Source organism: Cycloclasticus sp., from assembly GCF_019090545.1.
In the GTDB taxonomy this organism is placed as follows: domain Bacteria; phylum Pseudomonadota; class Gammaproteobacteria; order Methylococcales; family Cycloclasticaceae; genus Cycloclasticus; species Cycloclasticus pugetii.
The window spans coordinates 13153-40081 of sequence record NZ_JAHRVT010000033.1 but is presented as its reverse complement, the minus strand read 5'-3'; the positions used below and the strand labels follow the sequence as shown (position 1 = coordinate 40081).

General features: G+C 43.4%; 27 protein-coding genes and 1 pseudogene. All 28 read left to right on the top strand.

From position 1 onward, the window contains the following. The first annotated feature begins 76 nt into the window (after window positions 1-76). The 28 genes and pseudogenes from KUG63_RS07860 (at window position 77) to KUG63_RS07725 (ending at window position 26902) form a co-directional block, all read left to right on the top strand. Window positions 77-1036 carry an AAA family ATPase gene (locus tag KUG63_RS07860; protein WP_015066583.1) on the top strand — a complete coding sequence of 320 codons (960 nt, stop codon included), beginning with the start codon at window positions 77-79 and terminating at the stop codon, window positions 1034-1036. Further along, entirely contained in the window at window positions 1036-1803 is a 768-nt protein-coding gene (locus KUG63_RS07855) for a hypothetical protein (RefSeq protein WP_287554676.1), read from the top strand. Before KUG63_RS07860 ends, KUG63_RS07855 begins: the two co-directional genes overlap by 1 nt. Before the next feature lie 98 nt (window positions 1804-1901). Continuing rightward, window positions 1902-2855 (top strand): DUF3150 domain-containing protein, encoded by a 954-nt coding sequence (locus KUG63_RS07850; protein WP_032475126.1) that lies wholly within the window; start codon window positions 1902-1904, stop codon window positions 2853-2855. A 61-nt stretch (window positions 2856-2916) separates the two neighbouring features. Next, window positions 2917-3357 carry a hypothetical protein gene (locus KUG63_RS07845; RefSeq protein WP_015066586.1) on the top strand — a complete coding sequence of 147 codons (441 nt, stop codon included), beginning with the start codon at window positions 2917-2919 and terminating at the stop codon, window positions 3355-3357. A 69-nt stretch (window positions 3358-3426) separates the two neighbouring features. Then, on the top strand, window positions 3427-5082 hold the full coding sequence (locus KUG63_RS07840; protein ID WP_287554673.1) for a VWA domain-containing protein: 1656 nt from the start codon (window positions 3427-3429) through the stop codon (window positions 5080-5082). A gap of 85 nt (window positions 5083-5167) precedes the next feature. Beyond that, window positions 5168-5665 carry a RadC family protein gene (gene radC / locus KUG63_RS07835; RefSeq protein WP_000791199.1) on the top strand — a complete coding sequence of 166 codons (498 nt, stop codon included), beginning with the start codon at window positions 5168-5170 and terminating at the stop codon, window positions 5663-5665. Continuing rightward, window positions 5665-6006: a hypothetical protein gene (locus KUG63_RS07830; protein WP_001014426.1), complete on the top strand. Its 342-nt coding sequence runs from the start codon at window positions 5665-5667 to the stop codon at window positions 6004-6006. The genes radC and KUG63_RS07830 overlap by 1 nt, the downstream gene beginning before the upstream one ends. A 91-nt stretch (window positions 6007-6097) precedes the next feature. Continuing rightward, window positions 6098-7171 (top strand): primase-helicase zinc-binding domain-containing protein, encoded by a 1074-nt coding sequence (locus KUG63_RS07825; RefSeq protein WP_287554672.1) that lies wholly within the window; start codon window positions 6098-6100, stop codon window positions 7169-7171. An 89-nt stretch (window positions 7172-7260) separates the two neighbouring features. Further along, a complete protein-coding gene (locus KUG63_RS07820) occupies window positions 7261-7968 on the top strand; it encodes a hypothetical protein (protein WP_287554671.1) in 708 nt (235 codons plus the stop codon). A gap of 173 nt (window positions 7969-8141) precedes the next feature. Beyond that, entirely contained in the window at window positions 8142-8492 is a 351-nt protein-coding gene (locus tag KUG63_RS07815) for an ArsR/SmtB family transcription factor (protein WP_287554670.1), read from the top strand. A 10-nt stretch (window positions 8493-8502) separates the two neighbouring features. Continuing rightward, window positions 8503-8907: an arsenate reductase ArsC gene (locus KUG63_RS07810; RefSeq protein WP_287554669.1), complete on the top strand. Its 405-nt coding sequence runs from the start codon at window positions 8503-8505 to the stop codon at window positions 8905-8907. A gap of 41 nt (window positions 8908-8948) precedes the next feature. Further along, window positions 8949-9953 (top strand): ACR3 family arsenite efflux transporter, encoded by a 1005-nt coding sequence (arsB, locus tag KUG63_RS07805; protein ID WP_287554667.1) that lies wholly within the window; start codon window positions 8949-8951, stop codon window positions 9951-9953. A 26-nt stretch (window positions 9954-9979) separates the two neighbouring features. After that, on the top strand, window positions 9980-10468 hold the full coding sequence (locus tag KUG63_RS07800) for a dual specificity protein phosphatase family protein (protein WP_287554665.1): 489 nt from the start codon (window positions 9980-9982) through the stop codon (window positions 10466-10468). A 70-nt stretch (window positions 10469-10538) separates the two neighbouring features. Beyond that, complete coding sequence (locus tag KUG63_RS07795) at window positions 10539-10955, top strand: low molecular weight phosphatase family protein (RefSeq protein ID WP_287554663.1); 417 nt, start codon at window positions 10539-10541, stop codon at window positions 10953-10955. Between the two features lie 132 nt (window positions 10956-11087). Continuing rightward, window positions 11088-11690, top strand: coding sequence for a tyrosine-type recombinase/integrase (locus KUG63_RS07790; protein WP_287554661.1), 603 nt, complete (start codon window positions 11088-11090; stop codon window positions 11688-11690). Between the two features lie 247 nt (window positions 11691-11937). Then, a pseudogene (locus tag KUG63_RS07785) lies at window positions 11938-13112 on the top strand (IS4 family transposase). Window positions 13113-13229: 117 nt separating this feature from the next. After that, window positions 13230-13610, top strand: a complete 381-nt coding sequence (locus tag KUG63_RS07780) for a hypothetical protein (protein WP_287554658.1) — start codon at window positions 13230-13232, stop codon at window positions 13608-13610. Between the two features lie 108 nt (window positions 13611-13718). Then, window positions 13719-14216: a DUF411 domain-containing protein gene (locus KUG63_RS07775; RefSeq protein ID WP_004589252.1), complete on the top strand. Its 498-nt coding sequence runs from the start codon at window positions 13719-13721 to the stop codon at window positions 14214-14216. After that, complete coding sequence (locus KUG63_RS07770; RefSeq protein ID WP_287554655.1) at window positions 14216-15643, top strand: TolC family protein; 1428 nt, start codon at window positions 14216-14218, stop codon at window positions 15641-15643. Before KUG63_RS07775 ends, KUG63_RS07770 begins: the two co-directional genes overlap by 1 nt. Further along, window positions 15643-17400 carry an efflux RND transporter periplasmic adaptor subunit gene (locus KUG63_RS07765; protein WP_287554653.1) on the top strand — a complete coding sequence of 586 codons (1758 nt, stop codon included), beginning with the start codon at window positions 15643-15645 and terminating at the stop codon, window positions 17398-17400. The genes KUG63_RS07770 and KUG63_RS07765 overlap by 1 nt, the downstream gene beginning before the upstream one ends. 15 nt (window positions 17401-17415) lie before the next feature. Then, entirely contained in the window at window positions 17416-20580 is a 3165-nt protein-coding gene (locus KUG63_RS07760) for an efflux RND transporter permease subunit (protein WP_287554651.1), read from the top strand. Window positions 20581-20633: 53 nt separating this feature from the next. Then, window positions 20634-20981, top strand: coding sequence for a copper resistance protein CopC (locus KUG63_RS07755; RefSeq protein ID WP_010558032.1), 348 nt, complete (start codon window positions 20634-20636; stop codon window positions 20979-20981). Window positions 20982-21000: 19 nt separating this feature from the next. After that, on the top strand, window positions 21001-21888 hold the full coding sequence (locus tag KUG63_RS07750) for a copper resistance D family protein (protein ID WP_024596191.1): 888 nt from the start codon (window positions 21001-21003) through the stop codon (window positions 21886-21888). 21 nt (window positions 21889-21909) lie between these two features. After that, window positions 21910-22374 carry a YybH family protein gene (locus KUG63_RS07745; RefSeq protein WP_004589260.1) on the top strand — a complete coding sequence of 155 codons (465 nt, stop codon included), beginning with the start codon at window positions 21910-21912 and terminating at the stop codon, window positions 22372-22374. Window positions 22375-22401: 27 nt separating this feature from the next. Next, window positions 22402-24225, top strand: coding sequence for a copper resistance system multicopper oxidase (locus KUG63_RS07740; protein ID WP_287554649.1), 1824 nt, complete (start codon window positions 22402-22404; stop codon window positions 24223-24225). Then, a complete protein-coding gene (locus KUG63_RS07735; protein ID WP_287554647.1) occupies window positions 24222-25088 on the top strand; it encodes a copper resistance protein B in 867 nt (288 codons plus the stop codon). Before KUG63_RS07740 ends, KUG63_RS07735 begins: the two co-directional genes overlap by 4 nt. Window positions 25089-25732: 644 nt before the next feature. Continuing rightward, window positions 25733-26191: a hypothetical protein gene (locus KUG63_RS07730; RefSeq protein WP_287554645.1), complete on the top strand. Its 459-nt coding sequence runs from the start codon at window positions 25733-25735 to the stop codon at window positions 26189-26191. A 297-nt stretch (window positions 26192-26488) separates the two neighbouring features. Beyond that, complete coding sequence (locus KUG63_RS07725; protein WP_008467855.1) at window positions 26489-26902, top strand: MerR family transcriptional regulator; 414 nt, start codon at window positions 26489-26491, stop codon at window positions 26900-26902. Window positions 26903-26929 lie beyond the last annotated feature (27 nt).

Below are 26929 nucleotides of genomic sequence, written 5' to 3'. Positions count from 1 at the left end.
CAATCAACACACCACCCGACGGGGACTTCATTCCCTGCTGGGGCATGGAGCCTCGTCAAAACTGATGAGGTTTACCATGACTGAACAATCCCCATTTTTGGTTCAAGTGAATCAAGCGTTTAATGTCCCGGCTCCTGATGCTTTCGTTCTGGAAGGATTTGGTGCCGACACTACCCATCCAAACATTCCCGTTCGCAAGGACGAGTATGTTTTTAGAAAAGAAGACTTACGTGACGTATTGGCGTTTTTGTCTAACCCAGACGGTGACGGTTTGTATATTACAGGCCCCACTGGATGCGGTAAGACCTCGCTAATTTGCCAAGTTGCTTCTCGATTGAATTGGCCTGTTCAGCAAATTACTGCGCACGGTCGATTGGAGTTGTCCGATCTTATCGGTCACCACACGCTGGTTAATGGCAACATGACCTTTGTGTATGGACCGCTGGCAATGGCTGTCAAGCATGGCCATTTGCTGATCATTAATGAAATGGATCTTGCTGAGCCTGCTGAACTGGCTGGGCTCAATGACATTTTGGAAGGTGCCCCGTTGGTCATCGCACAAAATGGCGGTGAGATCATCATGCCACATAACAAGTTTCGTTTTATCGCAACCGGCAACAGTGCGGGCAGCGGTGATCAAACGGGCTTGTATCAAGGTGTGCTTCAACAGAATTTGGCTTTTCTTGATCGCTTTAGAATCATCGAAGCGACCTATGCAGAGCCTTCTGTAGAGGAAGCCATTCTGGAGAACGTTGCGCCGGGCTTGCCAGAAGTCTTTCGCCAAAAAATGGTGAAGGTGGCTGGTGACATTCGTCGTCTTTTTATTGGGGGCGCGGATGGCGGTGCTGAGCTTAGTATCACCATGTCCACTCGGACCTTGGTGCGCTGGGCAAAGTTAACACTTGCTTTTAAAGGTGCTCCTAACGCAGTGGAGTATGCACTGGTTCGGTCTTTGACGGCTCGTGCTGAGTTGGAGCAACGTGAAGCCATTCACCGTATTGCCGCTGATGTCTTCGGTGACCATTGGGAGGATTGATGATGGAAAAGTGCTTTGCTCTTTACCGTTACAGTCATTCTGATGGGACAGCCAAAGAATGGGCCATTTATGTTGGATCAGATAACCAGGAGATTGAAGTTCGGTTTGGAAAAGCCGGTCAATTGTCGCAGCAGCGATTGATTGATTCGACTGATCCTAACGCAGAAGCAGACCGAAGAATCAATGAGAAAATCAACAAGGGTTATCGATTGGTTGGACAAGTCGGCATTGATCATCAAGGGCGGCCATTTGAACTCTCAAATGCGCTTGATAGTGTCGCGTGCGCCAATAACGTCAGTTGGGAGTTTCGTACTCGCAAGGACGTCAATGGCCAAATATCGCTGGCGCAAAAAGCGTTGTTCGATATGGCAAAGCTGCTTGAAGCCTATGGCTTGGCTGTTATTGATGATAACCGGGTCAGGATTGGAGAATGGTCATTAGGATTTTGCAAAAGCGGATTACCTAGTACCAATCAAATCAGCATGGTGTCAGGTGAAGGCGCTGGCATTGTTAACACTGATGATGGCCCATGGCCATTGTTGCTGTTACTGGCCTTTAAGCGTCAATTACCACCACTGTGTTCGCTCACAGTAGCGAGTCCTGATGGGATAGAAGTATCTGACCAACTGAAGTTGGAAAAAGATGTATTGAGGCTTTTAGGCAGTGATTTAGAGCGGGTTCGCCCGATAGCTGAAGCACTGGACTTAATGCCTGCGAAAATCGATCTCAACCAATCGTCGCCTGATTCGCAAAATTACTATTTCTGATAGTGATGTTGCCATTAGCGCGTCAACTACTACCACCCAAATGGGGGCCATTGCTCCTGTTGGGAGTGGTGCGTCCCCATCTCGCATGAGGATGCACTATGAGTATTCAAACCCTCGACAAACTTTTGATTTGTCACATCGACTGTTCCATCTGGAGCGGTAGAAAAAAACTAAGGCCTGAAGATTTCAGATTAGCCAATGGTAGCCAACTTCCACCGAAGGATGTTGCCAGCTTAGGGAGTAAAAAAATTTGCGACCCTGAGGCATTGGCGAACTTTGAAAGGCTTAAGAAAGAAGCGCAGCGCTTGTGTGAGCAAGTCGGTGTGCGGTTTTTAGGTGGCTATGCCGTCCCTGAGGACCGAATTGATCAGATTGTTCCAGAGCTTGACCGGATCGGTCAGGAGTTTGCGCAGTGCAAGCAGTTGTTCTTGGACAACTATGATCAGGTGACGTTTGACTGGGTTGCAAAACACCCGGAATTTGCAGATGCAATCCGGCGTGCGCTGTCACCCATCGAAGACGTGGAACAACGGCTTCAGTTCGATTATGCCATCTATCGAATGCAACCGGCTGAACAAGCTGGTGGCTTAGATGACAAGGTCAATGGTATGGGACACACCCTCTTTAGGGAGGTGGCTCGTGATGCCAATGAACTGTTTGAGCGTTCCGTTGCAGGTAAGAATCAAATCAGCCAGCGAGCCCTTAATCCTCTCAAGCGATTAAGAGACAAGTTGGATGGTTTGTCATTCCTGGATCATCGAGTTCAGCCGATGGTTGAAGCGATGGACAATTTATTTGTTCGTCTGCCGAAGACCGGCCCTGTGACAGACAATCTCTATCACGAACTGATGGCGACCATTTTAATTTTGTCTGATCCAGACAAGATGAGAATGCACGGTGAAGGTCAATTGGATATCAGACAACTGATGCCCAAACCTGAACCTAAACCCGCACAGCCAGTATCTACTCAGGCAGATAACTTACGTGCAATACCACAACCAACCGTCAGACCAAACCTTGGTTCGACTGTACCAAACTCATTTTATTTCTAACGTCCTTGAGGGCATGTTGCCCTGAAGGGCGCATGTCCTCTGAACTATGTAAGAGGAAATTATGCAATCAACCATCCATAACCCCAGCCAACTGAACCAGTTTGAACCGCATTTTCGTGGTGTGACTGATGCGGTTGAAAGTGAATCGATACCAGAAGTGGCGTGTTGTCGAGCGTTAGTACAACGGTCGTACTCAACACATAGTGTCGTGATCCCTAAGAACCCTGTGCTGATCGCAGATGCGGACGCACAAGGTGTTTGGTTATCAGCCATGGTATTTGTTCCAAACATGGCATTGCAGCAAGCCGCTTTTGAGCGGGACTGGCTGCAATATCAACACGAGGTGTCTACTCAGTTACAGGACCAGTACGGTCTGACATTGGATGACATCCTGAGTTTAGACCAGCTTAAAACGTCATTTGAACAGCACGAGAGTCCAGCTCAATTGGTGGCTTGGTTAGGTCAAAAATACGACCTGGATAAGCTAAAAGCACAGGTTTAAAAACTCACATTCCCAGCGGGGAAACGCTCCCGCTGAGGGAGTATTCCCCCTAATGATTAGGAGACTCCCATGAATCATCCATTAAAAAACGCACTGCCAATCGTTGCCGCCGCTTATGGCGAAAAGTTTGGTGTGAAGGTGCTTATTCAAGGACAAGATGCGTTTACCGATGGTGAGCGGATTGTGATCCCAACAGCAAACCCAGACGACCCACACTATCAACAGATAGCTTGGGGTTATCTGGCTCATGAAGCGGCGCATATTCGGCATACCAATTTTGACATGGTGCAGAAGGCGTCGTCCAAGCCGATCCGTAAGGCACTTCTCAATATTATTGAGGATGTTCGCATTGAAAACGAATTGGCAAAGGACTACCCCGGAACCCGGCGCAGTATTTCGCAAGTGATTGAGTACATGGTGGACACACAGCAAATGTGTGTACCTGAACAGCTTGAGCCTGCATCTAACTTGCAAGCCTGGTTGTTGTTTCGCTTGAGATGCCATTTTCTGGGCCAGAAAGCGCTGACGCCTTTGTATCAAGCAGTCGATGAAAGCGTGAGACAACTCTTTCCTGCCGCAGCGATGAGCCGGTTAAGCGCCATGCTGACAGCAGTGCCTAGCCTGGCGTCTACAGGTGAAGTGCTAAAACTTGTCGATGCCATCGTTGCCATGTTGGAAGAAGAATCTCGTCCACCACAGGATGAGTCGGATGCTGATAGCGGTAATGACATTGGACAAGATGCGAGTAATGACAGCAATAACAGTAGTGACAGTCAAATCCCTGAAACAGACTCGTCTGCAACGGGGGATGTTGCTGAAACGGGGGATTCAGATAACTCTGATCAAGCTGACAATTTGCGACAAGCCTTAGAGGCCAGTGCCGCTCAGTTTGAACCCGATACCTTTGCCCAAGTGGCAGAAGTGTTGTCGGAACAAGCTGAAGGACATCAGGGCGTCACACCTCTCAGTTTGCCCCAAGCAGAGCAAGCTATGTTGGGTGATGAGGCCATCTTGACCTTATCGGCGTCTGAGTCGGCTCAAATTCGAGCCCGACTTAGGGGCATGGTTCAGTCCAGTCAGGATAATCGGAATCATGCCAAACGGCACGGTCTTCGAGTTGCAACTCATCGTCTTGCCGCTTCACAAGCAGGTGAGTCGAGATTGTTTATTCAAAGGCAACCTCGCATTGCGCCCAATGCTGCTGTGCACTTGCTTGTCGATATATCGGGCTCAATGGGTAAGCCCATTGGCGAAGGTAATCGAAAGTACTTTCATGTTGCTAATGAAGCCGCTTTGGCTTTGGCCATGGCACTGGAAGGCATACCGGGTGTTGTACCTGCGGTCAGTTATTTTCCTGGTATTCATCAGGAAGTTTCTATCGCGTTATTGCCCAAGCAATCGGTTCGACATCGGGCCGCCTGTTTTGACCAAAAACCACGAGGTTGTACGCCTATGGCACAAGCGATGTGGTTTGCGGCAAACAGTTTGTTAGCGCAAAAACAGAAGCGAAAGCTAATGATAGTGCTAACGGATGGTGACCCAGATGATTGGGCTGCCACGCATGACATTGTTGACCGGTGCAGACGAAGTGGCTTTGAGCTGCTGGGAATAGGGATTCAAACACGCAGTGTTGAGAAATTCTTTCCTCGAAGCATTGTGATTAATGACGTCAAAGATCTAAAGCGTGAGTTATTCGAAGTAACACAACAACTGTTAATTCAGTAACCACATCAACTTTACCACCCTGCGGGGACGATTCCGTCCCCTTCAGGGCATGGGGTCGTCTCCGCTTTTTTTTGGGGAGACTCCTATGAAAAACAAAAAGTTCTTAGCTGGCGAAGAAGCCGGTACTTATATCGTTCCTGAGCAAGTGACTGAAGCGGATATCTTAGATATGGCGCTCAAGCTTGCCCGTGGTCGATTGAGTAAAGGTCGAAAAATTGAACAGCCATCGTCGGCGTTCTCATACCTGCAAACACTGATGCACGAGTATGAGCACGAAGTCTTTGGCGTGCTGTTTCTTGATACAAAGCATCGTGTCATTCGATTTGAAGAGCTGTTCAAAGGCACTTTAGATGCGGCGAGCGTGTATCCAAGGGAAGTAACAAAACGAGCGCTAGAACTTAATGCGGCAGCAGTGATATTGGTTCATAACCATCCATCGGGTGATCCTGAGCCAAGTGAAGCTGATAAACGCATTACTCATCGACTCCGTGACGCCTTGTCACTTGTTGATATTCGAACGCTTGACCATGTTGTGGTCGCATCCGAGGGCTGCGTTTCGCTTGCCGAACGCGGTTATCTTTAATGAATGGGCGCATTGCCCATTCTCCTACATCACAAAAGCATTCCCATCAGCACACATCAGCACAGCTCGAATTTCTATTTGAGTTTGATGATGCCCCTATCACTTGGTCTGACACGGAAATCTGGCAGTTACGCGAAGGCATTCTATTGGATGCGATCCGTGTATTGCTAGACGGTCGTGTCAGTACTCGATTGCGAAAGGATGTGTTGTCGTGGATTCAAAATGACGAATTAACGCCATTTTGCTTTCGTGTTTGCGCAATGGCTGCGGTTGTCGATCCTGATGTGCTTCGTGATTCCATCATGTGGCTATTAAGACGACATGGTATCCAGCTTGACTAACGTTCCTGCATTAACCAAACGGCTCAATGCAGGCCCAGAGCTGACTTTTATCACTTGTGGTAGGAGTCGGCTTTTTACTTAAGGAGGTTATATGGCGTTACCTTTACAAATTGAAACTGTAAGGCCATATCTTAATGGCCAATGGCTTCAAATACTGGCGGCGTTGGTGCCAGAACTTGATGCCGCTATTGCTCGAAAAGGCCGTCATGTGGCTTGTCCTGTTCATGGCGGTTGTGATGGCTTTAGGCTGTTCAAAGATGCTGAATATACCGGAGGTGGCGTTTGTAACACCTGCGGGATCTTTCATGATGGTTTTGAGCTGTTGTCTTGGATTAATGGATGGAACTTTGCTCAGTCTGTTGAAGCAATCGGCCAGGTTCTTGGTATTCAACCCGGACAAATACAAGCGCCTATTCGGCCAATACCGAGTAACGCGGTTGATTGGAAGACTAGAAAGCAGGACGAGGACAAAGCGATTATCCATCGCTTGAATCAAACCTGGGGAGAAACGTTATCTCTTGCAGATACTCGTGCGCAACCGGTTTGGAACTACTTGCATCGTCGTGGCATTGTTACGCGGCTTCGTCCTGAATGGGATTCGGTGCTGAGGTTTCATCCAAACTTGCCTTACCATGATGAAGATGGTCTGTTTATCGATAGCTACCCAGCGCTGCTAGGTAAAATCGTCACGCAGCAACGGCGTTCGGCCACGTTCCATCGGATCTACCTAAGTGAAGATGGATTCAAAGCGCCGGTCGAAAAGCCTAAAAAGATGATGCCGATACCAAGTGACAGAACAATCACTGGTGGTGCCATTCCGATTGGTGAGCCTGGTGAGGTACTAGGTGTTTCTGAAGGCATCGAAACAGCTTTAGCGGTTACCAGGGTTACGGGACAGACATGTTGGTCGGTTGTGAATGCAACGCTACTGGCTAGGTTTGAACCACCAAGTAATGTGAAAATGCTGTACATCTGGGCAGACCACGATCTCTCTGAGACTGGCCTGAATGCAGCGAATGAACTCAAGAAAAAAGCCTGGCAGAAAGGCGTTCTGACACAAGTCCTAATCCCTCCGATACCAACGTCACTCGGCGTGAAAAGTTGGGATTGGAATGATGTTCTGAATGTTTACGGTGCCATAGGCTTTCCGAAAGTTCATATCTGATCCAAGGGGCTTCGGCCCCTTTTTTTGCGCCTTGCATATTTGAAAAAACATGGAGAATGAAAAACAGATAACCAATTGGAGAAACAAACATGATGGTATTAACTCTGTTAACAAAGCAGGTTGATGGTGAGTTTACGGTTTACTGGAAGACCGGCCTTCGAAGAGGTGGTGAACTAAAGGTCGATTTAGGTGAGCAATACGACAAGCTACCTGAGCAGCAAAAGCCAATTGCAGCTGAGCTCTATGCGATTCATCACCTACTGTCAGTGAAAGAGGTGATGGGGAGTAACCGAAGCGGTAATGGGCTTCAAATCCGGGTCAGTAAAGGAGCTATCAAAAAGTTACAGAAACAACGCTCAACTCAGCATTCACTTTACAGCCTGACTAGGTTTTTGCTCACTCGATACCAGGAAGCACAGATATCGGTAGAGAAACGGGAAGATTGGCTCTCATATTCCTTCGAAGAATACAGCGTCGATAATGCTACCGTGAGAGAAATCGATGAGGTCATCAACGTTCCGAACATTGGACCTGTCGTGGTGACTCGTCATGCACTAGAAAGATTCGTGGAAAGGCTTTCAGACGGTGTACCTAAGCATCCTTGGAAGGCTTTGTGCACAAAGCTGTTATGTTCTGCGCTAACTAAAGCCGAGTTACCAGAAAGCGTCGCTACTAAAAAAGCAAAAAAATATGCACAAGAGGCCGAATTCTGGCAGCACGTGGAGAGCAAGATGTACTTTGTTATGATTACGGGTGACTCAATGAAGACATTGGTTACGGTTTTTGCAGTAAAGTAAGCTAATGTAGTATTCGCACTTTATGAATATTACTTATGTGCCAATAGCAGTCATTCGTTGCTCCAGTTTGTCATGCTTCCACTTGATAGACTAACTCTCATGTTGCTTTGAACTTGACTAGTGTTTAACGGTTCTTTATATTCGTTTATCGTCGAATAACGATATTGATATCTATGAGCACTCTTAATTCAGTCTCCAATGATCAACTGGCCGCTATCGCCAAAGCGATTGCACATCCTGCCCGCATACAAATTATCCGTCTGCTGCTGAGCAAGCCTTCCTGTATTGGTGGTGAAATCACCAGTGAAGTTGGTCTTGCACAATCAACCGTGTCGGAGCACTTACGCATATTAAAAGCGGCAGAAATCGTTACCGGTGAAATAGAGCATCCTCGGGTGTGTTACAGCCTCAACCCTGAACAACTATTACCGCTACTGGATTTGCTACAACAAATTGCCAGCAGTCAGGTTACTAATGATGAAACGTGCTGTGTTTCAACAAACGACAAAATGGTGTGTAAGTAACGGTGTAACCATGAAGAACATTCTCTTTTTGTGCGTGGCAAACTCGGCCCGTAGTCAGATGGCCGAAGGATTAGCCAGACACTATCTGCCAGCGGATATCGTCGTGCAAAGTGCTGGCTCTGAACCCTCGGCACTTAACCCCTATGCGGTTAAGGCAATGGCTGAGCTGGGTATTGATATCAGCACGCATTATTCAAAAGCGGTTGAGGATATCGACAGCCGTGCCGTGGATGCGGTTATCACTTTGTGTGCAGAAGAAGTGTGTCCGGTATTTCTGGGCAAAGTGCAGCGGTTACACTGGCCGATAAATGAGCCTTCCGCAGGCCGGGAAACACCAGAGCAGTTATTGCAGGGGTTTCGCATTGCCAGAGATGAGATTAGGCAGCATGTCTTATCGCTCTCCGCATTGCTGTAAGTTCTTCGAACACGGTTTGTACTAAAGGGGATGAGTGAAATATGGGGATTTTTGAGCGGTATTTATCAGTGTGGGTGGCGCTATGTATTACCGCAGGTGTTGTGCTTGGCAATCTAATGCCCAGTGTGTTTCATGCGATAGCGGCGATTGAATACGGGCAAATTAACTTAGTAGTGGCACTGCTGATTTGGTTAATGATTTATCCCATGATGGTACAGATAGACTTCGGCGCAATTAAGGACGTAGGCAAAAAGCCAAAAGGTATCATGCTTACACTGGTGATGAACTGGTTGGTTAAACCTTTTACGATGGCCGCACTGGGCTGGTTGTTTTTTAAGGTGTTCTTCGCAGGGTGGGTTGACCCACAAAGTGCCAATGAATATATCGCCGGTATGATTTTACTCGGTGTTGCGCCCTGTACGGCTATGGTGTTTGTCTGGAGCCAGCTGACCAAAGGCGATGCCAATTACACCTTGGTACAGGTGTCGGTAAACGACATCATTATGATTTTTGCCTTTGCCCCCATCGCTGCATTGCTATTGGGCGTCAGCGATATTGTTATTCCGTGGCAAACACTTTTCTTGTCTGTGCTGTTGCCACTTATTGCCGGTGTTATTACGCGCAGACAGCTTAATAAAAGCGGCGCAGAGCAGCGCATCACGGCGTTTTTAACACAGGCGAAACCGTGGTCGGTTATTGGTCTGTTGGCGACAGTTGTGTTGCTGTTTGGCTTTCAGGCGCAAACTATTGTCGCCAAACCGCTGGTTATTTTGCTTATTGCTATTCCGCTGTTGCTGCAAACCTACGGCATTTTCGCCATTACCTATGCCATTGCCAAAAAAATGCGCTTGCCACACAACGTTGCTGCACCGGCTTGCATGATTAGCACCTCTAACTTTTTTGAACTGGCTGTCGCAGTTGCTATAGCGCTGTTTGGTTTAAACAGCGGTGCAGCACTGGCAACCGTGGTGGGTGTGCTTGTTGAAGTGCCGGTGATGTTGTCACTGGTGTGGTTTGCCAATCGAACCCGGCACTGGTTTAACTGACGCTTATTACTGACTAGGGAACTACTATGCAACACCCATTTGATTATCTGGAACTCAATACTGGCACGCTGATGTTCACGCCTTGTCCGGGCACCAAAGGCGTCAGTCTGTCTGACAGCATTGGTCAGCTTAAAGCAGCAGGCGCGGCTGCCATCATTACACTGATGCCAACACATGAACTAGAGCAAAATGATGTAGCGCAGATTGGTGTTATTTGCGAAGAGCTTGGCTTGGAATGGTATCAGTTACCGATAGAGGATGACTGTGCGCCAGAGCAGGCATTTGATGCGGCATTTACCGACTATAAGGCGTCGATACTTGCTTTGCTGCAAGCAGGTAAGAAAGTGGCTATTCACTGTAAAGGTGGCTCTGGGCGAACCGGACTCATGGCGGCAATATTAATGACTCAGCTTGGTTACGGCAAAACCGAAGCGCAAGCCATAGTGCAGCAGCTTAGACCCAAAGCGTTGTGCCATCCGGTACATCAAAGCTATTTCGCAAAGTTTACCGGTTGATTATTCAACCAGTACCTAACCCAAACCGCACCAGCAATACACTGGGTGCATAGCTAAACGGAGTATCGTGATGAATAAGCCAAACTTAGTTTTTGTATGTACCGAGAATTCTGCACGCTCACTGATGGCAGAGGCCATTGCCCGTCAAAAGTATAGCGACCGCTTTAACGTATTCAGTGTCGGCACTGCACCGACAGTGCCTGATGAACGTGCGATAAAGGCGCTACAACAACATGGCTTTACAACAGAAGGTCTAAACTCAAAGTCTTTTGCCGCACTAGAAAATGCTGAAATCGATTACGCCATCATCTTGTGTGATAAAGCTAAACAGGAATGCGCTCAGGGCTTAACTGCCAAGCATATATTAAGTTGGGATTTTCCTGATCCGAAAACCGGCAAGACAAGCAAAGCGTTTGATACAACTATCCATGAATTGGCAGACAGGCTGAAAATGTTTGTTTTGCTCTTTGATAAAGAGTCTAAATGAATAGAGCAAAGTGGCCTAATTTCATCAACGTTTAGTAGCAGAATAAGGCTATAAACCCAAGTCTGCTACTTGCGCTACTACCTCATCGATGCCAACCATAATTATTTCTCCTTAATATACGGGAGAACTGCTATGACGCATTCACCATGGAATAAAGATCGTTTAGTTGGACAGAAAAGACCACTTCAGATATCACATATCTGGGGCATTCGAATAAGGCTGGAGCTAGAAGGAAAGACTCGAGATCTGGCGCTTTTTAACTTAGCGCTTGATAGTAAACTTCGGGGTTGTGACCTAGTAAAGCTCAAAGTATCGGATATCACTTGCGGGCGCTCAATTCTGAGCAGAGCACATGTAGTACAGCAAAAAACCGGGACTCCGGTACAATTTGAGATTACGAGCGGTACTAGAGCAGCTGTGGCGGATTGGATAAGAAAGGCCAATTTACGTAGCAGCGATTACCTTTTCAAATCGCGTGTACTTTCATCTCAACATATCTCGACGAGGCAATATAATCGTATTTTTCATGGTTGGATAAGTAAATTAGCGCTGGACGACTCTCTTTACAGTACCCACTCGATGAGAAGAACCAAGCCATATCTTATCTACAAAAAGACAAAGAACCTCAGGGTAATCCAGCTTCTGCTCGGTCATAAGAAGTTGGAAAGTACAGTCCGTTATCTCGGTATTGAAGTTGACGATGCTTTAGAGATTTCTGAGTCAATTGAAGTTTGAGCGGGACAGGGCTGTAACAGTAGCCCTGTGCCAAAAGCGGACACTTCTAGTCAATGGTGAGCAACGAATTTATAGCTTGCACAAATATCAGATGTACCTAAAAGTATTTGTAAGTTTAATTAAAGCAATATAGCTGACGAATCCCCACGAATGGCGTAGATAAAACAAATAGTTAGAGGCGAAGGGAACATTCATGGCAGTTCCCGATCTGATCTTTCGCCAAAAACACCTAACCATGAATGCTGCTATGAATGTAAAAACAATGCTCGCCGATTTCCTCTCATTTGTCACCCCCAAATGTATGCACAAAGCCCGATTTTTAGCTGTGGGGGCGGCAGTACAAAGCTTGATGCAGAATGGCCAATGCACGGTAACGGCTATCGGCCGTAATTTTGACAGTGAAACGTCAGAAAAACACGGCATCAAACGAGCTGACCGTTTGCTAAGAAATGAAGCGCTTCAAGCAGAGGCGCCGCTTATTTATGGCGAAATGACCCGCTTGCTACGTCAGGGCAAACAGCCGCTGATTTTAGTGGACTGGAGCAATGCCGACACCGAAAAGCGCCATTTTATCCTGCGTGCCAGCCTGGCGCTGGAAGGTCGCCCACTGACGTTACATCAAGTTGTTGTGCCGATGGACGAGTATACGTGCCCACACGTACACAGGGCGTTTTTATACCGGTTAAAGCAGGTACTGCCGGCAGACTTTAAGCCGGTGATTATTACCGATGCGGGTTTTAAAGTGCCGTGGTTTAAGCAAATACGTAAGCTCGGCTGGCATTACATTGCCAGAGTTCGTGGCAACCAGACACTGCAACTACCCGGCCAGGATGCCTATATCACGGTTGCCAAAGCCTACAAAAAAGCACGCCCTACGCCCCAAGTCTTGGGTGAGGTTAAGCTGACCAAAGCCCAGCAATATCGCACTCAAGCCGTGCTGGTGGGCACCGGTTGGAAGCTGCGAAAATCCGACAAACACAAGCAATATAAAGAGCCGTGGTTGTTGGTCTCATCCTTGCCCAATTGCTTAGATTACGCGACGAAGATTGCCAAATGCTACGGCAAACGCATGCAAATAGAAGAGAGCTTCCGCGACAGAAAAGCCAGACCTATGGCTTAGGTAGCGAAGCCCACCGTACTTATAAACGTGAACGATTGGAAGTGCTGTTGCTATTGGCGGCACTGGCAAATTGGTTGCATTACATGATAGGGCTGGCGGCAGAGCTGGCCGGGAAGCACTTGCAGTTTCAGGCTAACAGCATCAAACATCGGCGAGTACTCTCATTTAACTACCTGGGAATGCGATTATCAAAGGCCGCCCAGCTGGGCTTAACTGAAGAAGAGATACAAGCGGCAAGACGGCAAGTCATGCTCTGGGCCGCAGAGTTTGACTGGGGTGTCATCAAACTGGAAAAGAGCTGATACTATGGTCAAATTCGAGGGGATCCCTCAGCAAATATTCATAAATGTTTTGATGATATCAATTTACTTATTTGAAAATTTGTATTAGCATAGACCATGTATATTTATGAGAATTTTATGTCTAAAGCATTTTCAAAAGTCTTAGTAATAACGCTTATGCTGGTTGCCTTTGTAGGGCAAGCATTTGCATATTCTGCTATGTCTTGCGAAATGTCATTAGGTTCTCACGAATCACACATGAACATGGAACATTCCAAGATGAGTCATCATGAAGGAATGGAGCATGGTGATATGAATAAAAGCAGTAACGGTCAATCAGAAGATTGTTGTGGTGTTGAATGTGTTTGTCCTACAAATGCTTGCTCATTTACGGCAGTCCTAAATTCCAGTATTGATTCGACAGATATTCAAATATTCAGTGAATCTGTAGCTGCTCTGCAATCTAAACAACCTCATTCAATTTCCACTTCCCTTTATCGTCCACCAATTTTTACCTAATACAGGATTAGTGCGTCCAAATTTCGCGCACATGTAATTAATTTTTCTGTTAGTCAATATAGCGTCGTAGCGCTATAGATATTTTCCAGCGATGTCTGGGGGGCAAAAATGATCAATAAGTATTTAAAAATAGCAGTAGTAATGCTGCTTTCACCTGCGTTTGCAAACGCCAACGAACATAACCATGCACACAATAACGACGTAACACCTTTGGAGTTAATCGTTTATAAAACCCCTACTTGTGGGTGTTGTAAAAAATGGATAACTCATATTGAAGACAAAGGGATCGTTGCGCATTCCAAAGATTTCCGAAACATCGGCAACATCAAAACTAAGTATGGTATCAAACCTAATTACCGTTCATGCCACACGGCAGTGAGTAGAAATGGATTTGCCTTTGAAGGTCATATACCTGCTAAATTTATTCAGCAGTTCTTATCAGAAGAACATCCCAATGCGATTGGGCTTTCAGTTCCAGCAATGCCAGTTGGCTCTCCCGGTATGGAAGTCGATGACCGCTTTATGCCATACAACGTGTTAATTCTATTTAAAGATGGAACGAGCAAAGTCTATGCAAAAGTTAAGACATACGAGGAGCAATTCTAATGAAATTGAACTCTTCAAACCTTACTTCACTTTCAACTGCATTAATACTCGGCTTATCTGTATTCTCAGCTCAAGCTGAGAAAGTAGTGTCGCTTGAACAAGCTATCACCTTAGCTCAGCAAAATGATCCTTGGCTTCATGGTAGCCGATTGAAACAAAGTGCAGTTGAAAATAGAAGTATTGCTTCAGGTACTTTGCCTGATCCGAAAGTATCGCTAGGGATAATGAATTTACCAACAGATACTTGGGATTTAGATCAGGAAGGAATGACTCAGCTAAAGGTTGGCGTCTCTCAAATGTTTCCGAGAGGCGACAGTCTAGAGATCAAGAAAGACCAGTTACAAATTGAGTCCACGAAATTTCCACTGTTACGAGAGGATCGTAAAGCTAAGTTGAAAAGCCAAGTTTCACAACTTTGGTTAGATGCTTACTTAGCCCAACAAACTATTAAATTGATTGAAGATGATTGGTCTCTCTTTGAGCAGATGGCGGAAGTGGCTAAAGCTAGCTATTCAAACGTTGTTGGTAAAACTAGACAGCAAGATGTTATTCGTGCTCAGTTGGAAATCGTGCAGTTAGATGACAGATTAACTTCGCAAAAGCAGAAACTAGAAACGACAATCGCTCGTCTCAATGAGTGGCTTCATATTTACGATGCGGATCGTTTGAATGAATCATTCAACTTTGACGCGCAACCATTAGAGTTTAGGGTTTCTAAAAAGTTACCTGCAATTACTCTGAATAATCCAACAGTCCTAAAAGCATCTAATTACTCAAGAAATCTATTGGCTCAGGAGCTTTCGAATCACCCAGCCATACTTGCAATTGATATAAAACGCAAAGCTTCAGAAAAAGGAATTGAGTTAGCCAAACAGCAATATGAGCCGCAATGGGGTGTTAATGCTAGTTATGCCTATCGCGACAATATGCCCTCTGGTGATAGCCGAGCTGATTTATTTTCTGTTGGGGTAACGTTTGATTTACCCTTGTTTACCGAGAACAGACAAGATAAGCAAGTTGCAGCTTCTATTGCAGATTCAGAGACTATTAAAACCGAGAAACTATTACTGACAAAGCAAATGATCAGTGTTTTAGAAAAAGAACTAAGACAGCTTAAACGCTTATCAGATAGACAATCTATCTATCAAGAACAACTCCTTAAACAAACTCATGACCAAGCAGAAGCGTCATTGACAGCCTACACAAATGATGATGGCGATTTTGCCGAAGTTGTTCGAGCAAGAATCGCAGAATTAAATGCCAGAATATCAGCCTTAAGAATTGATGTTGACGCACTTAAAACAGTTGCTCGTATCAACTATTTCTTTGCGCATTCTCAATCTAACTCAAATGCTGAACATAAGTCGATGCACACTTCGCACAAAACTAATCAGCACTTATCCAGTCAGCAATTTGGAGAAAAATAATGTCAACGAATACAAAAACAATTATTGCCATCATCATTGGGGCAGCACTTGGTGTTGGAGCATTGAGTTTATATCAAGGTACTGGCTCAAACAGTAATAGTAATGAAGCAACATCAGGAGAAAAAAAGCCTCTGTATTGGGTTGCACCGATGGATTCTAATTACCGCCGGGACAAGCCCGGTAAGTCGCCTATGGGGATGGATTTAATTCCTGTGTATGAGGAAGGATCATCTGGTGATGACTTTGGCCCCGGAGCAGTAAAAATTGCGCCTCATGTAGTGAATAACCTTGGGGTTCGCACTGCACCTGTTGAACTGAAAAATATGCATACTGAAATCTCAACGGTAGGTTATGTTCAATATGATGAAGATAAGCTAATTCATATCCACCCACGGGTTGATGGCTGGATTGAAAAACTTTACATCAAAGCAGCAGGTAACCCTGTAGAGAAAGGGCAGCCTCTTTATACACTATATTCTCCTCAGTTAGTTAATGCTCAGGAAGAGCTGTTAATAGCGTTAAAGCGCAACAATAGTTCTTTAATTTCAGCAGCCAAAGATCGCCTAAAAGCGTTACAGCTTTCAGCAGACTTTGTTCAAAAGCTAGAAAAGACAAGAAAGGTTCAGCAAACAATTACCTTTTATTCACCACAAGCAGGTGTTGTCGATGGTTTGAAGGTTAGAGAAGGTTTTTATGTAAAGCCGGGAAACACCTTATTAAGCATTGGCCAGCTAGATCAAGTTTGGGTTGAAGCAGAAGTGTTTGAACGTGACGCAGCCTTAATTAAAAAAGGACTTCCTGTATCAATGACACTGGATTATTTACCCGGTGAGGACTGGGCTGGTGTCGTTGATTATGTTTATCCAACATTGAACAGTAAAACACGCACACTCCGAGTGAGATTGAAATTTGATAACACAGACTATCAATTAAAACCAAATATGTTTGCACAAGTCTCTATTCACGCTAATCAAGCTGATAGCACCATCCTCGTGCCTAAAGAAGCCGTTATTAGAACAGGTAAACAGGACAGAGTAGTACTTGCGTTAGGTGATGGGCAATTTAAATCTATTGAAGTGACTATTGGCCGGGTTGATATCGACAGCATCGAAATATTAGACGGCTTAAATGAAGATGACGTTGTGGTGACATCTGCCCAATTCTTGATTGATTCTGAATCAAGTAAAAGCTCTGACTTTAAACGAATGACTCATGATGAAGTGCCTAACTCTGTTTGGATGCAAGGGGATGTTAATAGTGTTATGGCAGGGCACCGCATGGTTAATATTTCACATGGCCCTGCTGAAGCTTGGGATTGGCCTGAAATGGTTATGGATTTTACTGTGGCTGAAAAAGTCGATATTGACTCATTAAAGTCAGGTCAATCTCTGCACTTTGAAGTGAGTAAAACCGAAGACGGTGGATATGAAATTACTGGAATTCATATCATGAGTGAGCCTGGTGATATGAGTGAAGAAGTATCTTTTGCAACAGTATCAGGTCTAATTAATTCTATTAATGTTGATACGCGTGTTCTAAATATTAGCCGAGGTCCAATAGATAAATGGGATAGACCTGCTGCGACGATGGATTTTATCGTCGCGGACAATATAGAAATAGTTGATTTCACTGTTGGTGATAACGTCATTTTCACCTTTGAGGTAAGAGATGACTTAGTTATCACTGACATTTCTCTTGAATCAGATGAACAACACGGCAAGGAAAATAAGCCAGTCGTTGATCACTCGAATCATTAAGTTGGGAGAAAAATAATGATTGAATCAATTATTAGATGGTCTATCGGCAATCGTTTCTTTGTTATCTTAGCTACCTTAATTTTGATTGGTGGTGGGCTATTTTCAATAAAGAATACGCCTGTTGATGCACTACCAGATTTATCTGACGTTCAAGTAATAATTAAAACGAATTACCCCGGTCAGGCACCGCAAGTTGTCCAAGATCAGGTTACTTATCCACTGACAACTGCAATGTTGTCTGTTCCCGGCGCTGTTACTGTTCGTGGCTATTCATTTTTTGGTGACTCATTTGTTTACGTCATCTTTGACGAAGACACTGACTTATATTGGGCAAGGAGCAGAGTACTTGAATATTTAAGTCAAGTAGCCCCTTCACTACCCGCTAGTGCGCGTCCACAACTAGGGCCAGATGCGACAGGTGTTGGCTGGGTTTACCTATATTCTCTTGTAGATAAAACGGGCAACTTGGATATTAGCCAATTGCGTAGTATTCAAGATTGGTTCTTAAAATATGAATTGCAAACTGTCCCCGGAGTGTCAGAGGTTGCTGCCGTTGGTGGAATGGTTAAACAATATCAAATACAAGTCGATCCCGATAAGTTAAGAGCCTACGGTATACCACTTAGTCACATTCAAATGGCCCTTAAGCGTGGTAACCAAGAAACAGGTGCCTCTGTTGTTGAAATGGCTGAAGCAGAGTACATGGTTACCGCTACTGGCTATATCAAAAGTATTTCAGATATAGAGTTGATCCCTCTCGGTGTGAACGAACAAGGAACGCCGCTTACTATTGGCGATGTGGCAGAAGTTAACTTAGGTCCACAAATGAGACGGGGCATCGCTGAACTTAATGGTGAAGGAGAAGTTGTTGGTGGTGTGGTTGTTATGCGCTTTGGTGAAAACGCACAAAAAACCATTGATGGAGTAAAAGCCAAATTAGAAGAGTTAAAAAAAGGTTTACCCGAAGGAGTTGAAATAGTTACGGTTTATGATCGCTCTGGCTTAATAGGAGAGGCGGTAGAAAACCTATGGAGTAAATTGCTCGAAGAGCTTGCTGTCGTCGCGATTGTATGTGTTGCATTTCTGTTTCATTTTCGATCTTCGATTGTTGCAGTTGTCACTCTACCTATTGGCATCTTAGCTTCATTTATCATCATGCATATGCAAGGTATCAATGCGAATATTATGTCATTAGGTGGTATCGCTATTGCAATTGGTGCGATGACAGATGGCGCAATAGTGATGATTGAAAATATGCATAAACATATGGAAAAGACACCGCTAACAGATGAAAATCGTTGGCAAATAGTCTCAAAGGCGGCAAGTGAAGTCGGTCCTGCATTATTCTTTAGTTTGCTCATCATTACAGTCTCATTCTTGCCTGTATTTATTTTGGAAGCGCAAGAAGGAAGAATGTTCTCTCCTCTTGCTTACACAAAAACATATGCAATGGCTGCATCAGCAGGCTTAGCGATAACATTGGTGCCTGTATTAATGGGGTACTTTATTCGAGGCAAAATTGTTTCAGAAAAGAAAAATCCGTTAAACCGATTGCTAATTGCTATTTACATGCCTGTTTTAAAGCAAGTAATGAAGTTTCCAAAATCGACAATTGTAGCAGCAATATTAGTGACTATCGTCGGTTTTTGGCCTGTTGATAAGATTGGTAGCGAGTTTATTCCTCCTCTAGATGAAGGAGATTTAATGTACATGCCGACTACATATCCGGGGATCTCTATTGGTAAGGCAAGAGAGATTCTACAGCAAACCGACAAGCTAATTAAAACAGTGCCTGAAGTTGAAACTGTATTTGGTAAGGTCGGAAGAGCTGAATCTGCAACTGACCCTGCACCGTTAACTATGATTGAAACCTTCATTCAGTTGAAGCCTCAAGAAGAGTGGCGTGAGGGAGTGACAACAGAATCGTTAAAAGCTGAGTTTGATAAATTGGTTAAGTTTCCGGGCTTAACTAACGCTTGGGTTATGCCAATCAAAACTCGTATTGACATGTTAGCAACGGGTATCAAAACGCCAGTAGGGATTAAAGTAGCAGGATCTGATTTAAATACGATTCAAGAGATTGGACAACAAATAGAGCAATTGTTACCTGAGGTGACCGGGACCGCTTCAGTTTATTCTGAACGAGTTGCAGGTGGACGATATATAAAAGTTGATATTTCTCGTGAGAAAGCAAGTCGTTTTGGATTAAACATCGATGACGTACAACAAGTAGTTTCAACTGCTATTGGTGGCATGAATGTCACTCAAACAGTAGAAGGTCAAGAGCGTTATCCTGTCAACTTGCGATACCCACAAGATTATCGTGACTCTCCAGAGCAGTTGTCGCGCTTGCCTGTTGTCACTCCAAATGGACAACGCATCGCACTAGGTGACGTAGCTGAAATAAAAGTAGAAGTAGGCCCTCCGGGGATCAAGAGTGAAAATGCACGTATTAATGGTTGGACGTTCATTGATATAGAGGGCGTTGACGTAGGTACTTATGTTCAAAGTGCAAAAGAGCATTTAGCTAAAAATCTTATATTACCAGCAGGTTATTCGATTACTTGGGCTGGTCAATACGAATATATGGAAAGAGCCAAAGCCAAGCTTACTTACGTTGTTCCTTTAACACTCGCCATTATTGTTATTCTACTTTACTTAAACTTCAGAGCGTTTAGTGAGGTGGCTATCATTATCGTTACCTTGCCGATGGCGATGATTGGTGGCTTATGGTTGATGTATCTGGAAGGGTTTAACTTCTCTGTGGCTGTTGGCGTGGGCTTTATTGCTCTAGCTGGGGTAGCGGTTGAGATTGGTGTGATAATGTTGGTCTATCTCAATCAGGCACTTGCTGAGCTTAAGGAAAAAGCTGAAGAGCGAGCTGAACCTATCTCTGATGATGCATATCAAGATGCATTATTGCACGGTGCAGGCTTACGAGTTCGTCCAGTAATGATGACAGTTGCAACAATCATTATCGGCTTGATGCCCATTTTATATGGTACAGGAACAGGTTCGGAGATTATGAGTCGTATTGCTGCACCTATGGTAGGCGGAATGACAAGTGCTGTGCTACTCACTCTTATTGTGCTCCCAGTAATTTACTCAATCGTTAAAAAGCCAGAATTAAACGCCTTTAACAAGGAACTTTCTAAGGCGGAGCTAAAAAGTAATGCTTAGCGAAGTTAAGAAACCATAAATAGCAATTTCAATAAACTAAAATAGAGGTAAATATGAAAAAACTAATTAAATTTTTAACCGTAATCAGTGTCGTTTTTAGTAGTGCGGTATTTGCGCATGTGCATCTTGAAAAAAGTGTGCCTGCTGATAATGCAATGCTAATGAATCCTCCAGAAGAGTTAACTTTGGTGTTCACCAAAGAGGTACGGGTTGTAAAAGTTTCATTGGCCAATAAACAAGGCGAAGAATTTAAATTTGGATTCGAGCCTTCTAAAGTCGCTACTAGCAAATTTACATGGAAACTACCTAAATTAGCTCCTGCAAACTATGCTGTGGATGTAACCTTCTTAGGTAACGATGGTCATAAAATGAAACATAGCTTCGGCTTTATGGTTCACTAAAATAGGCGGTGTGATTGATATGGAAATGTATATCTGGAATACAGTCATTGTACTGTCAAAAATTGTATTTTACGTCGGCTTTGCCTGTATTGCAGGTTATACATTTTTCAGGCAAATATTTGAGAATAATGAATCTCATACTAATGCTGTAATAGCGAATTTAACGTGGACAAGAACTTATATAGTTATGGCTTTGATCGCTAATATTACTTGGTTCTTTGCCAGTACTGGTGCAATGGCAGAAGAGGGAATTCAGGGGGCGATAGACGCTGATATATTGGCTATTATGTGGGACTCCTCTGTCGGCACTGGAGCTTTGCTTCGAGCGCTTGGGCTAGTTACCGCAATAATCGCTTTAGCTTTAAGGTTCAAACTCGCTGTGAACTCGTACTTAAAACAAAGCGCTTTAATGTTGAGTTTATTAATCCTTGCATACTCATTCACGTTACTGGGTCATATTTCTGAGTTAGGCACAATTGAAAAAGGCTTGCTTATTTTGCATGTGCTCGTTATGGCATGGTGGTTTGGGGCGTTATTGCCACTAAAACAGGCTTGCCATCAGCTAAGTTATGCAGAACTTCATTTGCTGATGGAAAGCTTTGGCAAACAAGCAAGTTTTACATTGAGCCTATTGTTGGTAGCAGGCCTCTGGCTCGTGATTCAATTGGTCGGAAGTCTTGATGCACTAATAAGCTCAAGTTACGGACAAACACTGTTGTTTAAATTGGCCCTTGTAGTGTCTATTTTGGCACTTGCTGCTAAACATAAACTAATACTCGTTCCACAACTTAAAAATAGTCAAGGCAGAGAGGCTTTATCTAAATCTATCTCGATAGAAATGGTAGTAGCTTTTGCCATTTTATCTGTAACGGCTGGGCTTACTAGTGTTGTTGGCCCTGCAAATTAAAACCTAAAAGAGAGAATGAAAATGAAAACAATAAATATATTACTCGTTTTATTAATGACGTTTAGTTTCGCAGCAAACGCTCATGGTGATAAGAACAAAGACAAAGGTTTGTTTAAAGGTATAGATACCCCTGCCGCAAAAGTTGTTTTGGCATTTCATCAAGCACTTGAAACTGGCAATCAAAAACAGGCTAGAGCGCAGTTAGCGGATGATGTCACCATTTTCGAGGGAGGCCGCGTTGAAAGGAGCGCTGATGAATATGCTCATCATCATATGTTGTCGGATATGAAGTATTTAGCAGCGATGAAGAGCGACACACTTGAACATCAAGTGACGATACTTGGAAATACCGCTATCTCTGCGTCGCGTAGTCAAACTACAGGTACTCATAAAGGTGTTGAACGCGATTATCAAGGCATGGAAACGATGGTGCTGGAAAAACAAAATGGTGAATGGAAGATTAAGCACATTCATTGGTCACATTAATTTATTGGTTAAATAACGGAGTACAAAATGAGAATTAAAAGTCCATTACATCAAGTTTCTACGCCACGTAGACGCTTTGTACAAGGTGTAATTGCTGGCGGTGTATTAGCTGCTTTTCCAAGTGTTCTTCATGCAGCTTCATCTTTGATTGCTGGAACTTCAACAGGTACTGCGCCCGAACTAAGTGGAGAAGTAATAGATTTAGTGATAGATGAGTCACCCGTAAACTTCACAGGTGTTGTAAGAATGGCTACAACAATCAATGGCTCAATACCAGCTCCTACCTTGCGCCTCAGAGAAGGTGATGACGTTACTATCAGGGTAACTAATAAATTATCAGTGCCGAGTTCAATTCATTGGCATGGGATCATTCTTCCGTATCAAATGGATGGCGTACCGGGTATTAGCTTTAAAGGTATAATGCCGGGTGAAACCTTTGTTTATAAATTTAAGCTGCAACAAAGCGGCACATATTGGTATCACTCACACAGTGGCTTTCAAGAAATGACAGGTATGTACGGCGCATTAATTATTGAGCCAAGAGAAAAGGATATTATTAGTGCTGACAATGAGCATGTCATCCAATTGTCTGATTGGACTGATGATGACCCAATGGATTTTTTTCGCAAGTTAAAAGTACAGAGCGATGTATTTAACTTTAATCAACCTACTGTTCCAGAGTTTTTTGATGACATTTCAAATAGCAGCGTTTCAAATGCGCTACAACGCCGGGAAATGTGGAATAAAATGAGAATGAACCCTACAGATCTTGCAGACTTATCAGCATCTGCAATGACTTTTTTAATGAATGGTTGTGCGCCTTTGACAAACTGGCGTGGAATGTTTAAAGCTGGCGAAAAGGTTAGGCTTAGATTTATTAACGGTTCTAGCAATACGTTTTTTGATGTAAGAATACCTGAGCTGAAGTTAACAGTTGTACAAGCTGATGGACAAAATGTTGAACCTGTGACAGTAGATGAATTTAGATTTGGTCCCGGTGAAACTTATGATGTACTTGTCGAGCCAAAAAATGATGCATATACGATTTTTGCACAAAGCATGGATCGCTCAGGTTATGCTAAAGGTACTTTATCAATGGCACCTAACGTTGATGCACCAGTACCTTCTTTAGACCCCGTTGAGTGGTTAACGATGACAGATATGATGGGCAATATGACCCATGATAGTGTGCATTCTACAATGGCTGATACGGCAGGTATGTCGGGCATGAATTCTAATAAAATGGATCATAGTGCAATGGGTCATGGAGCGATGGCAATGGATCATAGTAAACATGGAATGACTAAAAACCCATTAGCTGTTGCTAGCACTAAAGTGCGTCATGCAAAAACAGAGTATGGAGCTTCTGTTGATATGCGTGTTGATATGCCTAGAACAAACCTTGATGATCCCGGTATAGGTTTACGTAAAAATGGACGCCGTGTTTTAACACTTGCAGATTTACATTCTCTTGAGGGAATTACAAACCAGCAAGAGCCAGAGGCTGAAATTGAATTACATTTAACTGGAAACATGGAGCGTTATAGCTGGTCATTTGATGGCTTGGAATTTGGAAAAAGCACGCCAGTTCACATGAAGCATAATCAACGTTTAAGAGTTATTTTACAAAACGATACAATGATGACACATCCCATGCACCTGCATGGTATGTGGAGCGATTTGGAGAATGAAAAAGGTGATGTACAGGTTCGTCGCCATACTATCCCTGTACAACCAGCGCAAAGAATTAGTTTTTTAACAACACCTCATGACGTAGGTCGCTGGGCATGGCATTGCCATTTATTATTCCACATGGATGCAGGTATGTTTAGAGAGGTAGTTGTATCATGAAAAAATTAATACTAACCAATACGTTAAGACTATTATTAATAGGTTTGCCTCTTATAAGTGTATCTGTATCTGTATCTGCAAAAGATGAGATGACTGAGATGGGTGATTCTAAAATGCAAGCACAAGGTGGAGATGCACCTAAAGATGCTAGAGACCCCCATGCTTATGCAGCAGGTACAACTTTGACTGAAGGCCCTTATGCACTCAGTAGCGACAAACGACTGACTTTGGCAGATGAGCATTCATTTTACGCGCTACTAGGGAATCGTCTTGAATATAATGAGCAAACAAACGCAGGTGTTTTTGACTTTCAGGCATGGTATGGCACTACTTTTGATAGATTAGTCATCAAAACTGAAGGAGATTTTAGCGAAGGTAATTTAGAGGAGAACCAAACAGATTTTCTATGGGGCCACGCAATATCTGCTTATTGGGATACACAAGTCGGTATTCGACTTGATTACAATAACGAAGGTGAAAACCGCAAATGGCTAGCTTTTGGTTTACAAGGTCTAGCCCCCTACTGGTTTGAAATTGATATGACTGCGTATTTAGGAGAGCAAGGTAATAGTGCATTTTCGATCGAAGCTGAGTATGAGCTATTACTTACTCAAAAGTTAATTGTTCAACCACGAGCAGAGTTGACGCTTTACGGTAAGGATGACGTCCAAAATAACCTTGGTAGTGGCTTGTCTAGCAGTGCTATTGGTTTTCGGGTTCGTTATGAGTTTACCCGCCAGTTTGCTCCCTATGTTGGCGTTGAGTGGACAAATAAATTTGGTAATACAGCCGACTTTGCGAAGTTAAATGGGCAAAGTACTCGTGATACTGCTTTTGTTGCAGGTATCAAGTTCTGGCTCTGATATGAAGAAATACTATATTGACTTGATGAGAGCTACCGCAACTATATTGATGGTAGCTTTCGTTTTTTGGGATTTAAACCATTTTAGTTATGTTAGGAAAGGCCTAGCTAATAGTTTTTTTGGAAAGAACTAAGAGCAGTAATAGTAAGCTACTTCTTGTTTTCAGTCGGTGCCAGTCTGGTGTATACCTATCAAGGTGGAATATCAGCTAAGAAGTAAAGTTGGCGAATGGTTAAGGTTAAAGAGTCAAGGCAAAAAACATCGCCATTGAAAGACGTACAATAGGCCATTTTATCACTTTTGATGAACGGGAATTGGATGTGCCCGGGATAGAACCGATTGTTGCAAAGTACTGCGCTTAAAGCTGAACAATTGGAAAAATGATCCATTACTCAATACCTAATTATGAGCGTAGGGTTTTTATTTCTTTTAATGGTGCTCATGCTTGGCTTCAATCTCATGAGTATAAATTAGACACCCCTTTTATACTTGTGAAGTTTAAGCTGTTTAAAAAAGTAAAAAGTAAAAAGTAAAAAGTAAAAAGTAAAAAGTAAAAAGTAAAAAGTAAAAAGTAAAAAGTAAAAAGTAAAAAGTTTAGGTTTTAGTTCAAAGGTTGATCAAGATCATAAAATTATTTTTATAAAGTGGCTAATATTGTAGGTGCTAAAGAAGGAATGATAATGTTTGGACTTTTCAGGTGGTTTAAAATAGTAATAATAACTGTGTTGCTTACGCAGCATAGTTTTGCTACAGCTAAGCCAATGAATTGTGAAGAACATCAAAATGGATCTTCCGACACGCATATTATGCAACGAAGCAAAAATATTCACCATCAATCAATGAATGACAATAGTCACTATCACACTGTAAACTCGCAAGATTCTAAACACCGTCATGGTGATGAAGTCTGTGAAAAATGCAAAGCTAGTGATTGTGTTTGTTGTGAAGGCGGTTTTTGTACAAGCTTTCATTTAAATGCCTATCTTGTGGAAGCGCAAGACGAAGGTATTTGCAATATTCATTCTGAGCTAATTCTACAGCGTACACCCCTACCAAAATCTGGTATCCATCTCTTACTTTATCGTCCACCAATTATTGGCTAATCACGGGAACAGTGCGTCTTTTTTTCGCCACTCCCATCAAAATAGAATGATTTTTTCATTGGTTTAAATAACCAATTGTTTTGAACGATTAGTACGATATTTGGAAAGGCATTATGAAAATGCTCAAACTATTGCTATTTACAGTACTTAATGCTGTCGATTTTGACCGAGATTTCTCTTTTACCAAAAAATTAGTTTTTAGCTTATTCACTAGAATTAGTACTTGACCTGTGTCTTAGACACAGGTCTAAGCTGAAGATGAGAGTACAAACTTAGCTAAAAAACTGAGGAGTGAATATGAAAGTTGCGGAGCTGGCAAAAAGCCTTGGAACGACTGCTGATACGGTGCGCTATTACACCAGATTAGGATTGTTAAAACCTGCTAAGTCAGTGAACGGCTACAAGTCATACTCGAATAAAGAAGTATCGAGACTTAAATTCATTTTAAGTGCCAGAAACCTTGGTTTTTCCGTTGCAGATATCAAGGAAATTATTAATGAATCTGAAGATGGTAAAAGTGCGTGCCCATTAGTCAGAAGCCTGATCAAAGAGCGGCTTGAAGAAACAGAAAAGCAGTTTCAAGCAATGTTGGCACTTCGAGGAAAAATGTCTTCTGCGCTTTCTCGATGGGAAGAAATGGAAGACAAAGCACCGACTGCAAACATGGTTTGTCATCTCATCGAAAACTTTGAGCAAATTAAAAAAGCATAGGAGGAAAAAGGGTGGCTACTAACACAA